Below are 14,627 nucleotides of genomic sequence, written 5' to 3' on the forward strand. Positions count from 1 at the left end.
GCATGCACGCCGAGGAACGCCAACGAGAGATCGTCGCCCTGGCCCGCCGTGAAGGGCTCGCGGACGTCGAACGGCTGGCAGCGATGTTCTCGGAGACGCGGGAGACGATTCGGCAGGATCTGGCCCTGTTGGAGCGTCAGGGTCTGCTGCGGCGCGTGCATGGCGGAGCCATCCCGCTGAGGCGACTCGGATTCGAACCGGACGTGTCCGCCCGTGGTGAGCTCATGGAGGTGGAGAAGAAGAGGATCGCGCAAGCGGCGTTGAACGAGGTTCCCGCCGAGGGTGCGATCCTCCTCGACGCCGGTTCGACGACCTTTCGCCTGGCCGAGTTGCTGCCTGCGAACCGCGAGCTGACGGTGATCACCAACAGCCTGCCCATCGCCCAGATGCTGGCCGTGCGGCCCGAGCTCACGGTCATCACCCTCGGTGGCCGAGTGCGGGCCCGTACCCTGGCCGAGGTCGACGTGATCGCCATCCGCACCCTGAGCACCTTCCTGATCGATGTGTCCTTCCTGGCGACCAACGGGGTTTCCGTGAAGCACGGCCTGACCACGCCCGACCTGGCCGAGGCAGAGGTCAAGCGGTCGATGTGCCAGCGAGCGCGGCGGCGGGTGCTGCTCGCCGACAGCAGCAAGATAGGGAACGACACGTTCTGCCGGTTCGCCGATCTACGGGACTTCGACGTCGTGATCACCGACACCGGTCTGGAGGACGAGGCCGCCGACGATTTCGCCGCGGCCGGACCACGCGTCGTGCGCGTCTGACCACGCCGATCTGCTCCGACGACCTCTACACATAACGACCTCTACACATAAAGGGCAAATAAGCGCAGAATGTCCCCAGCGGCGCTTGCCGCATCACCGCGCCAAACGCGGTCAGGCCTGCGAGTCAAAGGAGACTGGTCATGGCCAACCTGCATCCCACCAGACGGGACATAACCGCCCACCCTGATGTTTCCGAAATGCGGGATCGCTACGCCCGTATGCTCGGAGGTCACGACGTGGCGCTCGTGGACGGGCCGGTGTTCCTGCTCGGTCTGTACTGCGCCGCATCCCCTTGGATACTTCACTACACGACGAGCCAGCCCGCACTCGTGGCCCACAACCTGATCATCGGTGTCGCCATCGGACTGCTGGCTCTTGGGTTCACCCGGGCTCCGGAGCGCATGTACGGCCTCAGCTGGGCCTTCTGCGCGATGGGCGTCTGGATGATCATCGCGCCGTGGATCGTCGGCACCAACCCGGACGCCGGTGTCATCCTCAACAACGTCATCGTCGGCGCGGTGGCCGTGATCCTGGGGATGGTGTGCGCCGGTACGGCGGCGAAGAGCGTCCCCAAGGCGTAGGAGCACACCGGAGAGGAAGCCATGTCGGCCGGTCCGCACACGCGGACCGGCCTTTTCACGTCCGCTCCCGAAGCGGGCGACGTCTCCGTCACCTCCTGTACCACAAAATGTCAACGGAAGTCAGCTCTCCGTTTCCTCGGCTTGGCTGGTTATGATCGGCACCCCCACATCTCGCCAAGGCCGAACCGGACTTCCCCCGGTCCACACCCCAGGACTGCGTCCGGCTCCGGCTGTTGGGCTGTCCCCGCTGTTTCCCCCCGCTCCCGAGGACTGATGTCTCCCATAGAACCCGAAGGCCCACAAGGGCAGTCGACGATGCGTCGGCTGCGTACCGTGCGCCTGCGAACGCTGCTCATTTGGCTGGCAATCGTCCCTATTCTGGCGATGAGTGCCCAAGTGGTCCTGACCGCACAGCCGTTGCTGGACCAGTCGGAGCACCTGCGCACCGACGTGGCGGTCGGTGAGCGGGTCGGCATACCCCTGTCCAAGCTGATGGTCGAAGTGCAGGCCGAGCGGACAGCGACCGCCGCACGGTGGACGGGCGGCTCCGCGTCCAAGGACGAGCTGCGCGACCAGCGCGCGGCCACGGACCGGGCCGTGGACGAACTGCTCCGGTCGGCGGACCGAGCCCCGGCGGAGCGGCGCGAGGACCAGCGTCACATCGAGAAGCTGAAGCGCGACCTCGCGGACCTGGCCACGTACCGCGAGCGCGCCGACGCCCGCAGCGGAGGCGCGGAACGGACGATCGGCTACTACTCCGGCCTGATCGACCACATGATCCATATGTACATGGACGACTTCAGCCACACGCAGGACGTCGAGTTCGTCCAGGAGAACGGCGTGGTCGTCACGATGTTCTCGGTGTCCGAGATGCTGTCGCGCGAGACCGCCATGATCCTGTTGGCCGGGCCGTCCGGGCGGCTGAGCTCCTCCGGGTTCACCGAATTCGTCAACTCCGTCGGATCCCAGCGGTACCAGTACTCCGAGTGGGTCGAGCCGTTTCTGGCGGCCGAGGACAGAGCGGCCTACAACAAGATCTTCGGCTCGGACGCCTGGAAGACGAAGGTCCGCATCGAGAACGCGGTCATCTCCGACCACCAGAACATCGAGTCCGGCATCAGGCTGCCCGAGGAGGTCGACGACTGGCAGGCCGCGCACGAAAAGTTCGTGGACCGCCTTGACGCGCTCAACGTGAAGCAGGCGCGCGGCGTGATCGCACGCGCCGACGCCAAGGCCACGGACCTCCAGACCGAGGCCATCTGGCTGATCGTCGGAAACGGCGTAGCCGTGCTCGCGGTGGTGGCCGTCATCGTGCTCACCACCCGCTCCGTGCTCCGCCGCCTGCGCGGTCTGCACCAACGCACCGTGGTCATCGCCGAGGACACGCTGCCGGATGTCGTCTCCCGGCTCCAGCGCGGACAGCCTGTCGACGACGACGCGCTGCCCGCGGTGAGCGGGGACCAGGACGAGGTCGGACGGGTCAGCGACGCGTTCGCCCGGGTCGTATCCGTATCCGTCGAGGGGCACGCGCAACTCGCGGCCGAGCGTCATGGCTTCGGTAAGTTCGCCGCGGGCATCGCCTCGCGCACCGGAAACCTCGTCAGCCGTCAGTTGACCCTCACCGACGAACTTCAGGACACCTTCGGCCACGACAAAGAGCTTCTCGTCCAGTTGATGCGATCCGACCAGTTGACGGTGGGCATGCGGCGGCAGATCGAGAACCTGCTCATCCTGGCGGGCGGCGAGATCCCCGATCCGCACACCGAGCCCATGCGCGTCGCCGACCTGCTGCGCGAAGCCGCCGCGGAAGTCGAGGACTTCCGGCGGATCGAGCGCCAGGCCCTGGACGAGATCAGCGTGGAGCCGCGGGTGATCAGCCAGATCAGCCACCTCCTGGCGGAGCTCCTCGACAACGCCACCCGGTTCTCGCCGCCGAGGTCGAAGGTGGTCGTACGTGCCGAACTGGTCACGGACGGGCTGTTGGTGGAGGTCGAGGACCGCGGGCCTCGGGTGACCGCCGCGACGTACGAGGAGATGAACGGGCGTCTGCACTCGGCCCCGCCGTATTCCGTCCTGGCGGAGAACGCGCACCGGCTCGGACTCTTCGTGGTCGGCCACCTCGCCGAACAGCTCCGCGCCACCGTGACGCTGCGCCGCTCGGTGTACGGGGGTACGTCGGCCGTGGTCATCCTTCCCGAGAAACTCCTCGTACCGACCGAACCGGTCCGGGCAGGGAAGGAAGCGGTCCGGGCGGGAAAGGAAGCGTCGCGCGCGTCGGCGCCGTCCGCCCCGGCACCGGCCCCGGCACCGGGCCTGCTCGATGAACGCAAGCCCGAGCTGGTCCCGCACCCGAAGACCGACGGACTGCCCAGCCGGAGGACGCCCGAGCGCTCGCCCGAGCGGCCGGTGGAGTCGGTGAAGCCGGTGGAGCCAGCGGTGCCGGTGGAGAGTAAGGCTCCGGCTCCTTCCGTGACGCGGGACGCAGGCGCGAAGCCGACCCTCCCCGAGCGGGTTCCGCAGGCCCACATCGCCGAGCAGCTCCGCGCGCCACGCGCGGCGGAAACCGTCACCGATCAGGACGCGGCGACACCCGAAGAGGTGGCCGACGCCTGGGCGGACTACGAACACGGGACCCAGACAGTGGAACAAGAGCTCCGACAGGATCAGCCATGACGACGACAACGAACGACATGATCTTCAGCGTCCTGGACAACAACCTGAGCAGGATCGCCGGCATCCAGGGAGCCGTACTCCTGTCCAACGACGGGATCAAGCTCAGCTCGTACGAGCTGGAACGGGACCGGGCGGAGCGCATAGCCGCCGCGTCCTCCGGCATCGCGGCCACGATGAAGGCGATATCCAGGGAGGTCGGCGGCGGCCGGGTGATCCGCCAGCTGGTCGAGATGGACGAGAGCTATCTCTGCATCGTCGGGTGCGGGGAGGGCAGCACACTGATCGTGGTGACCTCCCGCAAGGCGCGGCTCGGGGAGCTGGGCGGCGAGGCCGTGCGGACCGCCCAGGCGCTCGGTGAGTGGCTGAGTACGCCTGAACGCGGCCAGACGCAGCCGTCGTAATGGCGGACGAGCCCGAGCCGCAACAGGGCGGCCCCGAGCCGCAACAGGGCGGCCGCCGCCGGACGCGGCTGTACGCGCTGACCGATGGACGTACGGCGGCTGCCCACACCGCCCTCACCATGGACACCACGATCACGGCGGTGGCCGTCGCGGACGGCTACGAGGGTCTGCCCACCGAGTGGCAGGCCATCCTCGCCATGTGCCCGTCGCCGGGCGGCCTGGCGGTCGCCGAGATCGCGGCGCGTATGCAGATGCGCCTCACTCCGATGACGCTTCTTCTCGGCGAACTCGCGGATCGGGGGCTGATCGAACACCGGCCGCCCCTGGAAGGGGCCGAGACCACCAATGTCCACCTGCTCATGAAAATCAGGGACAACCTTGCCCGGATATGACACCCCTGCCCAGGAAGCGGACCCCGTCAAGATCCTCATCGCCGGGGGATTCGGCGTCGGCAAGACGACCCTGGTCGAGACGGTCTCCGAGATCGAGCCCTTGCGCACCGAGGAGCGGCTGACGAGCGCGGGCGTCGGCGTCGACGACCTCGACGGCATCGAGTCCAAGGCGGTCACCACCGTCGCGATGGACTTCGGCCGCATCACCCTCACCGACGCACGGGTGGTCCTCTACCTGTTCGGCACGCCGGGCCAGGAACGCTTCTGGTTCATGTGGGACGACCTGCTGAACGGGGCACTCGGGGCGATCGTCCTGGTCGACACGCGACGCCTCGACCGCAGCTTCCCGGCCGTCGACTTCTTCGAGAACCGCGGGCTTCCGTTCGTGGTCGGCGCGAACTGCTTCCACGGCGAACAGCCGTACACCGCCGCGGAGATCAGGGCGGCTCTGCATCTGCGCGACCCGAACACCCCCATCCTCATGCTCGATGCCCGCTCCCGCGACGACGTGCGCGGTGCGCTGCTCTCGCTGCTTGACAAGCTCATTGCCCAAGCAGGGGCCGCGGTGACCGGCTGATCGGGCCGGGCGGCTGGCCCGGCTGACCGGCTGACCGGCTGACCGGCTGGGCGGCCGGGCGGCCGGGCGATCAACGATCGACGACCCCTGCCAAGGGAACCTCATGCCCAAGTGTTGACCCACATTCTGGGCCCGTGCTCATAATGCGAGTCAGGAACGGGCCCGTCCGCTTCGCGTACAGGTCACTCCACGACGAAACGGACGGTGGGCATGTCGAACAGTGTGGTTCTGCTCAACACCGCGATCACCGTGATCGCCATCGTGTTCCTGATCGTGCGATTGCGGGTGAACCCGGTGGTCGCGCTGGTTCTCGGCTCCTGCTACCTCGGTCTGGCGACGGGGCTGGGCGTCGAGAAGACGGTGGAGACGGTCAGCAAGGGATTCGGCGACATCATGGCCGAGCTCGGGCTTCTGGTCGCGTTCGGCGTGCTCATCGGGGCCCTGCTGCGTGACCTCGGGGCGATCGAGCGCCTGGTCGATACGTTGTTGCGGGTCGCGGGGCCCAAACGAGTGCCGTACGCGCTGGCCCTGACCATCGCCACGTTCCTGCAGTCGATCTATCTCGACGTACTGCTCGTGATAACCGGCCCGTTGGCCAAGGGCATCGCCGGGAAGCTCGGTCGGTTCGGCACCGCCCGCATGGCGACGGCGCTGGCCATCGGGCTCGAGTGCGGCATCGTGTTCATGGTCCCCGGAGTCGGCGCGCTGGCTCTGACGGCGCTCCTCGATGTTCCGCTGGGTGAGTACCTGCTCTTCGGACTGATCGTGGTCATTCCGACCGTCTCCCTGGCCATTGCCCTCATGAGCTTCGTCCTGACGCGCGGTTGGTGGCGGCCGGGTCTGGACGAGGAGGATGGCCCGGATGAGGGGGATGGTGCGGCCGCCGCGGAACCCGTCGGTTCCGGTGGGCGTACCGACGGTGCGGACACCCCCGCGGCGGGCGGTGCGCGTACGGCGGTGAAGCCCGCGCCACCAGGCGGTGTACGGACGGCGGTTGAGCCGGTGGTGAGCCCCCGGCCCAAGCTGCCCGTGTTGTTCTCGCCCCTGCTCGCGTCGCTGCTCCTCATCGCCGCCGGAGCGCTTGCCGATGTCGCGAAGTGGCACAACCCGGTCGTCGAGTTGGTCTCCAGCCCGGTCGTGGCCCTGCTGCTCGGTCTCGTCGCCACCTGCTTCCTGACCCGGCGCATCCTGGGACAGCCCGCCGTGGACGCTTCGCTGGCCAAGGGGCTGCGGGACAGTGGGCAGATCCTTCTCCTGAACGGTGTGGGTGGCTGCCTCGCCGCGGTGATCGCCGCCGCTGGGCTGGGGGACATCCTTGGGAGGTACTTCACGGCGAGTACGTGGGCTCCGTTGCTGATGGTGTGGCTGGTCGCCGCCGTGCTCCATGTCGCGGTCGGTTCCGTGACGATCTCCGCGATCACCGCGGCCGGGCTGCTCGCTCCCGTGGCTCCCTCCCTGGGCATCGATCCCGTACTGATCGCGCTCGCCGCGGGTGCCGGATCGCTGTTCCTCGTCCACCTCACGAGCAACACGTTCTGGCTGTTGCAGACCCTGATGGGCCAGACCACCCGGGGCACCCTCAAGACCTGCTCGGTCGGTGTCTCCGTCGCCTCCGTCGTGGCGATGGGGCCGATCCTCGCGCTCAGCGCCGTCCTCTGAACCGCCAAGCTCCCGCAACCCCAAGGACCTCATGAAGGACCTCATGACTGACCCCATGACTGCCCGGACCAAGCAGTTGCCGCTGCACGGCGTGCGCGTGCTCGAGCTCGGCAACTACATCGCGGCCCCCACCGCCGGGCGCCTGCTTGCCGACTTCGGCGCTGAAGTGATCAAGGTGGAACGACCAGGAACCGGCGACGAGTTGCGGAACTGGCGGCTCTACGCCGGTGACGTCTCCATGCTGTTCCGCACCATCAACCGGAACAAGAAGTCCGTGGTGCTCGACCTCAAGAGCGAGCGCGGCCGCGACACCGTGCTCGACCTGGTGCGTCACTGCGACGTCGTGATCGAAAACTTTCGGCCCGGCACGCTGGAGCGTTGGGGTCTTGGCCCCGCGGTTCTGGAAGAGACCAACCCCGACATCGTTCTGGTCCGTATCTCCGGGTTCGGCCAGACCGGGCCCCTCTCGGACCGCCCGGGATTCGCCGCCGTGGCAGAGGCCATGGCCGGTATGCGCCATCTCGTCGGGGAGGCCGACCGCCCGCCGTCCCGCGTCGGCGTCTCCCTCGGCGATTCGATCGCGGGCCTGTACGCCGCACTTGGCGCCGTGATGTCGCTGCTTCAGCGCGAACGCTCCGGCGTACGGCCACCGTTGGGTGAACGCACCGTCGATGTCGCCCTCCACGAAGCGGTGTTCTCCATGATGGAGTCCCTCGTGCCGGACTACCTCGCCTACGGCCTGGAACGGCAGCGGGTGGGCGGCCGTATGGAGGGCATCGCACCCACCAACGCGTACGCATGCGGCGACGGCCACAGCGTCGTGATCGCGGGAAACGGCGACTCGATCTTCCGCCGCTACATGCGCGCCATCGACCGCCCGGACCTGGCCGAGGACCCCGCGCTGCAGACCAACGCGGATCGCTGGGAGCGGCGGGACGAACTGGACGCGGCCATCAGCGCCTGGACCGGAACCCGTTCTCGTACCGAAGTCCTCAAGACCCTCGACGCGGCCGGGGTACCCGCCGGGCCGATCTACACCGCGGCCGACATCTGCGCGGACGAGCAGTTCGCCGCCCGGGACATGGTCCAACGCCTGCCGGTCACGGTTGCCGAGGGCGACATCCGCGACATCGGCTTCCCCGGAATCGTCCCGGTCCTCGGCGACCGTTCCCTGCCGGTGCGCTCCCTCGGCCCCGACCTCGGAGAACACACGAGGCAGGTGCTCGCAGGGGTTCTCGGCAGGAGCCCCCACGCCATCGACACCCTGGTCAAGGAGATGGGACAGCAGTCATGAGTACGACGATGCCCATGAGTACGACGATGCCCTCGACGCACGACGTCACGATCCGCGACGTCACCCTGCGGGACGGGCTACAGCTCACCGGCAAGCCGCTCGCCACCGAGCGGAAGGTCGCCGTCGTCCGCGAACTCCTTTCCCTCGGCTTCCCCAGCGTGGAGATCGGATCGCTCGCCCATCCCACCCTGGTGCCGCCCATGGCCAACACCCTGGAGGTCCTCCATCAGCTCGAGCCGGACGAACTCGCCCGGTCCTGGGTGTGGGTGGCCACCCCGCGGCACGTGGAGAAGGCCGCCAGGGCGGGAGCGGTGAACTTCCAGTACTGCCTGTCGGCCTCCGACCGGCACAACCAGGCCAACATCGGCCGGAGCACCGACGACAGTCTCGCCGCCATGCCCGCGGCCATCGAGCACGCACGAGCGGTCGGCGGCCGTATCCAGCTGTGCATCGCGACGGCCTTCACCTGCCCCTTCGACGGTGTCGTCGCGGAGGAACGGGTCCTTGAGATCGCGGCCGACCCGCGCACCCTCGGAGCCCACGACATCGTCCTGTGCGACACGCTCGGACAGGCCGTCCCGCAGCAGGTGTTCAGCCTGACCGCCAAGGTGGCTGACCGCTCTCCGGCACGGCGGATCGTCTACCACGGTCATGACACCTGGGGCATGGGCATCGCCAACTCGCTCGCCGCGATCGCCGCCGGGGCACGCGAGGTGGACGGCGCCCTCGGAGGGCTCGGCGGCTGCCCGTTCGCCCCCGGGGCCAGCGGTAACGCCGCCACCGAGGATCTCCTGTTCGCGCTGCGCCCCGACTGGCTCACGCCCAAGATTTTCGGCGCCGTCGTCGGCCTGGCCGACGCACTCCTCGCGGAACTCGAGGAGCCGGGCCGCTCCCGCGCGGGCCAGGCGGCCCACCTGAGCACCACCGCGTTCCCCTGGGCCACCGCACCGGACAGGGGGGCCTGCCGGTGAGGTTCCTGGTCACCACCCCCCTTCCCGAACCCGGAATGCACATCCTGCGGACCGCGGGCGACGTACACGTACCGGACCGGAAGCTGTCCGCCGAGGACCTGCGCCTGCACTGCGCTTCCGGCTCGTTCGACGTCGTCGTCGCCCAACTGACGGATACGTTCGACCAGGCGGCACTGGAGAACGCGCAGATCAAGGGCATCTCCAACTACGCCGTCGGCCACGACAACGTCGATGTCCCGACGGCGACGCGGCGCGGCATTCTCGTGGGCAACACGCCCGGTGTCCTGACCGACGCCACCGCCGACCTCGCCATGCTCCTCATCCTGGCCACGGCCCGGCGCTGCGTCGAGGCGGACGGATTCCTGCGCGCGGGCCTGTACCAGGGCTGGCAGCCCGAGCTCCTGCTCGGACAGGACGTCAGCGGCGCGACGCTCGGCCTCGTCGGCTTCGGACGGATCGCCCGGGCAACGGCCAGGCGCGCCCTGGGCTTCGGCATGACGGTCCGTTACACCGTCCGCGGCGGTCCCGTACCGGCCGAGCAACTCGGGGACCTTGCCGGGAAGGTGCAGTACGCCGACCGGGACGACCTGGTGCGTACGAGCGACTTCCTGTCGCTGCACGTCCCGCTCACCGACGAGACCCACCACCTCGTCGACGCCGAGACGTTGCGCGCGATGAAGCCGACGGCCTGCCTCATCAACACCTCCCGCGGGCCGGTGGTCGACGAGGCAGCCCTCGTCGCGGCGCTGCGCTCCGGAGAGATCGCCGGAGCGGGCCTCGATGTGTACGAGGACGAACCGGCGCTCGCGGACGGCCTCGCGAAGCTGCCGAACACCACACTGCTGCCCCACGTGGGCAGCGCGACGCGCTCCGTGCGGTCCACCATGGCCGAGCTGTGCGCCGACAACGCGGTGGCCATGGCCCGCGGCCAGGTCCCGCCCCACCTCGTGAACCCGGAGGCCCGGCGGTGAAGGTGCTCGTCGCGCCGGACAGCTTCAAAGGCACGTACACCGCACGCCAGGTGGCCGACGCGATCGGCGCGGGCCTGACCGAGAGCCGGGTGACAGCGGTACGGATGCCCGTGGCCGACGGAGGCGAGGGAACACTCGCGGTACTCGCCGAACCACTGGAACTGCGCCACCGCACCGTGCCCGCCCGGAATCCCTGGGGAACGGCGTGCGAGGGCCGCATCGCGCTCGCGCCGGACGGGACGGCGTACCTCGAACTCGCCGACGTATGCGGCATCGACGTCCCGTACGACGGCGCCCGGGATCCCGTGGCCGCCGACACCTATGGCGTAGGCATGCTCATGGCCGAAGCGGCGCGGCACGGGGCCCGCGACATTGTCGTCGCCACCGGGGGATCGGCCACCAGCGACGGTGGTATGGGCGCGCTGCGCGCGATCGACGAGCGCGGTGGTCTGCGCGGCGTCAAGGTGACGGTGCTCACCGACGTCACCACCCCCTACGTCGAAGCGGCACGGGTGTTCGGCCCGCAGAAGGGCGCCGACCCCGGACAGGTGGCGATCCTGACGCTCCGCCTGCACCACAACGCCAAGCGGCTGCCACGCGACCCGTCGTACGTTCCGCGGACCGGAGCGGCCGGTGGCTTCGCCGGGGCCATGTGGGCGCGGTACGACGCCGAACTGGTGTCAGGCGCCGACTACGTCCTCGACGCGCTGCACTTCGACGCTCACGTGGTCGGCGCGGACGCCGTGATCGTGGGGGAAGGCCGCCTCGATGCGCAGAGCAGCCAGGGAAAGATCGTGTCGGCCGTACGGGCCCGTTCCCGCGGCGTACCGTGCTTCGCGGTGGTCGGGTCGGTCGGTGCCGAACTCGGCGCCTTCCGGGGCGAGTTCGCCGACATCGTCGTAGCGGGTGACCGGACGGCGATGCGGGCCGCGGGCCGAGCCATCGGCCTGCGGCTACGGCTGCGGCTCAGCTCGGATACCGTCCGCCGATCGCGCGGGTGATCTGCTCGGCATGCTCCACGACCACATCAACCCATTCGACACACTTCTCGTACGGCATACGCAGGGTCGGGCCGTGCGCCATCAACGCGCCGACGAGGTCCCCCGCCGCGTCGAAGACCGGTGCGGCCAGGCCGGACGCGCCGTCGATGCGCTCCCCGACCGTGATGGCGTACCCCTCGGCATGGGTCTGCTTGACCAGCCTGCGCAGTTCGTCCCGGTCGGTGACGGTGCTCTCGGTCAGCTGCGGCAGCTCTTCCCGCAGCACGCGGTCGGCGAGCGCCGGGTCCCAGGCAAGCAGGACGCGCCCGGACGACCCCACGGTGACGGGCGCGATCTTTCCTACCGACATCTCGCGCCGCAGGGCGTGCGGGGTCTGAGCGACCGCGATGCACACCCGCTGGGTTCCCTCGGCACGGAAGAAGCACGCCGTTTCCCCGGTCCGGTCCCGGAGGTTCTTCAGGACCGGGTTGACCACCTTGAGGACATCCAGGTCCTTCGACGCGGCCGCCGCCCAGTAGGCCATCTTCACGCCGATGCGCACCTTGTCGTCGGCCCGGTCGAGGAATCCGTGTGCGACCAGGTTGGTCACCAGACGCTGCACGGTCGAGGAGGGCAACCCGGTCCGCTCCTGGATCTCTCGCAAGCTCAACGTCGGCCGGGCCAGCGTGAAGGCGTTGAGGATCTCGGTGATCTTTCCGAGGACGAGCAGCGGGGCCTGCTTCGATCCCTCGTTGGCCTCGCCGCCGGACGGCGTGGACTTACCTCGGGCTGCCATGTGCACAACGATACGACAGGCGGAGTCCACGCCGATGGCAGGCTGTCGTCAGCGCTTGTTCCACTCCTTCGCGCAGGTCGTCAGGTCGGCCTTGACGCGCTCGCCGCGGTCGACGACGACGGGGACCTGTTCCAGGACCCGGCCGTCCTTCTCGCAGGAGAGCGTCCAGTTCTCGATGAGCCCGCCGACCTCGCGCTCGGACGCCTCGTGGAGGGAGGCGGTGAGCTGCCAGGAAGGCGCGGCGGAGGCCCAGTTCTCCACCCGCAGGACGTACGTGCCCTGGGCCGGGTCCTCGAGGAGCACGCGCTCCTTCTCGCCGACGGAGCCGGTGGAGCTGCCGACCTCGGTCAGCGTGCCGTCGGCGTTCTCGCGCAGCACGTACAGGTCGAGGTCGTCCGGCGTCGGCCAGTCGAGTGTGACCTGGAGGAGGTCGGCGCTCCGGTCGACGGTGAATTCCTGATCGGTGGGCCGGGTGGGCAGGGTGGTGCCGGTGTACGTCTGCCGCTTCAGCGGGTCGGAGGAGATCACGCGGATCTGGCGGGCCTTGACGGCGGGCCGCGTGGAGGGGTTGACGTGCCAGGTGTAGGCGCCGTCCGCGCCGACGGGCAGCGTGGTGTCGAGGGTGTCGCTGATGCTGCCGGACCAGGTGGGGGTGTCGAAGCGCTTCTTCAGGCGAAGGGTGGCCCCGGCGGGCGCCTTGCCCGTGATGACCGAGTGGGCCCGCGGGTCGACGGCGTTCTCCAGCGCCAGCAGGAACGCCTCACGGTTGCCCTTCCCGGCGTACGCGCCCGCGCCGACGTACTCGTTCACGACCTCCGGGAAGGGCGGGTGGAACTCGCGCGGCCCGATCTCGAAGGTGTAGCCGTAGCCGCCGGTCGCGTGGTACGACCAGTCCTCGGTGGTGCCGGTGGTGTCGTACAACTCCCAACTGTGCTGGCTCGTATAGCCGTTCTGCGCGGCCATCCGGTCGCCGAGCTCCTTCAGCGCCGCCTCGTCCGGCGGGTTGCCGACGGGCTGTCCGTCGGGGCCGAGGGTGTCGGGGGCGACGCCGTTCGGGCGCAGCACCAGGTTGGAGAAGGTGTGGTTGGTGACAAGGCCGGTCACCTGCCGACCGCTGATCAGTTCGCGGATGTTCTGCGTCTCCGGCTCGGAGAACGGCGCGGCGCCGCGGTAGGTGGCGTGCACGGGCTCCGCGGCGGCACCGGGACCGCCCCACAATCCGCCGTAGTTGCGGTTCAGGTCGACGCCCGCGCCGAAGCCGCCGGGGCTGCTCGCGAGGCCGCATTCACCGGCCGCGGGGGTGAGTCCGTCGACGATGCGGCAGTTCTTGCGCTTGTACGCGTTGCCGGGCGTGGCCAGGATCGACCCGGTGCCGCCGTCGTCGAGTTCGCGCAGGTCGATCAGGTGCCCGTCGTTCACGGACTTCTCGAAGCCGTCCGGGTTGACGACCGGGACGACGAGCACGCGTGCCTTCTTCAGGAGGGCGGTGATGCGGTCGTCGCTGCCGTGGTTGCGTACGAGGTCGAAGGCGAACTCGATGGCGTGCTCGCCGGAGGGCCATTCACGGGCGTGGTGCAGGCCCATCATGAGGAACACCGGGCGCCCGTCGTCCGCGGCGTCGACGTCGTGCGCGATCTCCACCCCGTGGATCCGCTTGCCCTCAAGACTCTTGTGGGGCAGGGCGAACTTCCTGACGAGGCCCGGGTGTTCGGCCGCCAGGCGGTCGAGATCGGCGTCGTAGTCGGCGAGCCGCCGGTAGCTGGTGCGGCCGGACGGCAGCGGGGAGGTCTCGGTGGCGGCCGCGTAGGCCCGGTTCGCGGCGTTCACCTCGGACTCGCGCTGGACCAGGTCGGGGATGCGGACCGTCCAGTCGAACCCTGCGGTACGCAACGCCAGGGCGTCGCCCGCGTGGTGCAGCACGACTTCGACGTAGTCGTGCCCGGCGTGCTCGGTCACATCGAGGCCGAGCGCGACGAGCCGTTCCTTGGCGGCGCGGGTGGGGGTGTCCACCGTCACCAGCTGCGGGCGGAAGTCCTCCGCCGTGGCCGTGCGGGGCGCGGCGCCCGCGGGAGAAGGGCCCCCGCCGACGGCCGCGGCGGCGACAACGGTGACGGTGCAGGCGATCGCCCTGAATCTACGAGATCGTCGGGATGAAGCGACCACATGAACTCCTGTCGGAAGGAGCCCCGCCAGGTGCGCACGGCACGTCTGTGGACCGCCTGCTCACCGGGCGTTGCCCGATTCACGTGGGGGGAGGCGCACGGAACATACCGCAGTCGTGGCATGTACACGAGAGGTGTGCGATCGCTGCTCGCCCACCGCTGCGCCGCAGCGGGCGCTCACGTCACCGTGATCGAGGCTGGCGGTCCGGCGGTCCGGCGGTCCGGCGGTCCGGCCGCCCGGCACCTCCAGCGCCACGTTCTCCATCGATGTCACCCACCTCAAGACCCCGCACACGTACTACGAGTTGAACCGGCGCGGCGCCGAACTCGGCGGTGCCGACTGGCGCCACCCCGTGCCGCTGGTCCAGTGGGGTCACACCGAGCAGGAGCAGCGCGAGATCCGCGA

Annotated in this window: 13 protein-coding genes; 11 read left to right on the plus strand and 2 right to left on the minus strand. The window is 69.4% G+C overall.

The annotated features are described in order from the left end of the window. The first annotated feature begins 2 nt into the window (after window positions 1-2). From ACWD10_RS15825 to ACWD10_RS15875, 11 genes are all read left to right on the plus strand, one after another. Window positions 3-764, plus strand: coding sequence for a DeoR/GlpR family DNA-binding transcription regulator (locus tag ACWD10_RS15825; protein WP_451091132.1), 762 nt, complete (start codon window positions 3-5; stop codon window positions 762-764). Between the two features lie 140 nt (window positions 765-904). After that, on the plus strand, window positions 905-1,345 hold the full coding sequence (locus ACWD10_RS15830) for an SPW repeat protein (RefSeq protein ID WP_451091134.1): 441 nt from the start codon (window positions 905-907) through the stop codon (window positions 1,343-1,345). Between the two features lie 384 nt (window positions 1,346-1,729). After that, a complete protein-coding gene (locus ACWD10_RS15835) occupies window positions 1,730-4,018 on the plus strand; it encodes a nitrate- and nitrite sensing domain-containing protein (RefSeq protein WP_451091136.1) in 2,289 nt (762 codons plus the stop codon). Then, window positions 4,015-4,419 (plus strand): roadblock/LC7 domain-containing protein, encoded by a 405-nt coding sequence (locus ACWD10_RS15840; RefSeq protein ID WP_451091138.1) that lies wholly within the window; start codon window positions 4,015-4,017, stop codon window positions 4,417-4,419. Before ACWD10_RS15835 ends, ACWD10_RS15840 begins: the two co-directional genes overlap by 4 nt. Next, the gene (locus ACWD10_RS15845) at window positions 4,419-4,811 is read left to right on the plus strand and encodes a DUF742 domain-containing protein (RefSeq protein ID WP_451091140.1); all 393 of its coding nucleotides are present in this window, start codon (window positions 4,419-4,421) and stop codon (window positions 4,809-4,811) included. The genes ACWD10_RS15840 and ACWD10_RS15845 overlap by 1 nt, the downstream gene beginning before the upstream one ends. Next, complete coding sequence (locus ACWD10_RS15850) at window positions 4,798-5,388, plus strand: GTP-binding protein (protein ID WP_451091142.1); 591 nt, start codon at window positions 4,798-4,800, stop codon at window positions 5,386-5,388. The genes ACWD10_RS15845 and ACWD10_RS15850 overlap by 14 nt, the downstream gene beginning before the upstream one ends. Window positions 5,389-5,598: 210 nt before the next feature. Next, window positions 5,599-7,047 (plus strand): GntP family permease, encoded by a 1,449-nt coding sequence (locus ACWD10_RS15855; protein ID WP_451091144.1) that lies wholly within the window; start codon window positions 5,599-5,601, stop codon window positions 7,045-7,047. A gap of 43 nt (window positions 7,048-7,090) precedes the next feature. After that, complete coding sequence (locus ACWD10_RS15860) at window positions 7,091-8,341, plus strand: CaiB/BaiF CoA transferase family protein (RefSeq protein WP_451091146.1); 1,251 nt, start codon at window positions 7,091-7,093, stop codon at window positions 8,339-8,341. Next, window positions 8,338-9,312, plus strand: a complete 975-nt coding sequence (locus tag ACWD10_RS15865; RefSeq protein ID WP_451091148.1) for a hydroxymethylglutaryl-CoA lyase — start codon at window positions 8,338-8,340, stop codon at window positions 9,310-9,312. The genes ACWD10_RS15860 and ACWD10_RS15865 overlap by 4 nt, the downstream gene beginning before the upstream one ends. Beyond that, a complete protein-coding gene (locus ACWD10_RS15870; RefSeq protein ID WP_451091150.1) occupies window positions 9,309-10,283 on the plus strand; it encodes a 2-hydroxyacid dehydrogenase in 975 nt (324 codons plus the stop codon). Before ACWD10_RS15865 ends, ACWD10_RS15870 begins: the two co-directional genes overlap by 4 nt. Beyond that, entirely contained in the window at window positions 10,280-11,284 is a 1,005-nt protein-coding gene (locus ACWD10_RS15875; protein ID WP_451091152.1) for a glycerate kinase family protein, read from the plus strand. Before ACWD10_RS15870 ends, ACWD10_RS15875 begins: the two co-directional genes overlap by 4 nt. Here ACWD10_RS15875 and ACWD10_RS15880 read toward each other — a convergent pair. Both ACWD10_RS15880 and ACWD10_RS15885 read right to left on the minus strand, forming a co-directional pair. Continuing rightward, window positions 11,250-12,059 carry an IclR family transcriptional regulator gene (locus ACWD10_RS15880; protein ID WP_451091153.1) on the minus strand — a complete coding sequence of 270 codons (810 nt, stop codon included), beginning with the start codon at window positions 12,057-12,059 and terminating at the stop codon, window positions 11,250-11,252. The two genes, ACWD10_RS15875 and ACWD10_RS15880, sit on opposite strands and share 35 nt — an antisense overlap. A gap of 48 nt (window positions 12,060-12,107) precedes the next feature. Beyond that, the gene (locus tag ACWD10_RS15885; protein WP_451091155.1) at window positions 12,108-14,069 is read right to left on the minus strand and encodes a M14 family zinc carboxypeptidase; all 1,962 of its coding nucleotides are present in this window, start codon (window positions 14,067-14,069) and stop codon (window positions 12,108-12,110) included. Window positions 14,070-14,627 lie beyond the last annotated feature (558 nt).

Source organism: Streptomyces sp. NPDC002851, assembly GCF_053591935.1.

What these genes read in the sequence shown, in the direction of transcription:
- ACWD10_RS15825 (WP_451091132.1), top strand. Translation starts at nt 3, where the DNA reads ATGCACGCCGAGGAACGCCAACGAGAGATCGTCGCCCTGGCCCGCCGT.
- ACWD10_RS15830 (WP_451091134.1), top strand. Translation starts at nt 905, where the DNA reads ATGGCCAACCTGCATCCCACCAGACGGGACATAACCGCCCACCCTGAT.
- ACWD10_RS15835 (WP_451091136.1), top strand. Translation starts at nt 1,730, where the DNA reads ATGAGTGCCCAAGTGGTCCTGACCGCACAGCCGTTGCTGGACCAGTCG.
- ACWD10_RS15840 (WP_451091138.1), top strand. Translation starts at nt 4,015, where the DNA reads ATGACGACGACAACGAACGACATGATCTTCAGCGTCCTGGACAACAAC.
- ACWD10_RS15845 (WP_451091140.1), top strand. Translation starts at nt 4,419, where the DNA reads ATGGCGGACGAGCCCGAGCCGCAACAGGGCGGCCCCGAGCCGCAACAG.
- ACWD10_RS15855 (WP_451091144.1), top strand. Translation starts at nt 5,599, where the DNA reads ATGTCGAACAGTGTGGTTCTGCTCAACACCGCGATCACCGTGATCGCC.
- ACWD10_RS15860 (WP_451091146.1), top strand. Translation starts at nt 7,091, where the DNA reads ATGACTGACCCCATGACTGCCCGGACCAAGCAGTTGCCGCTGCACGGC.
- ACWD10_RS15865 (WP_451091148.1), top strand. Translation starts at nt 8,338, where the DNA reads ATGAGTACGACGATGCCCATGAGTACGACGATGCCCTCGACGCACGAC.
- ACWD10_RS15880 (WP_451091153.1), bottom strand. Translation starts at nt 12,059, where the DNA reads ATGGCAGCCCGAGGTAAGTCCACGCCGTCCGGCGGCGAGGCCAACGAG.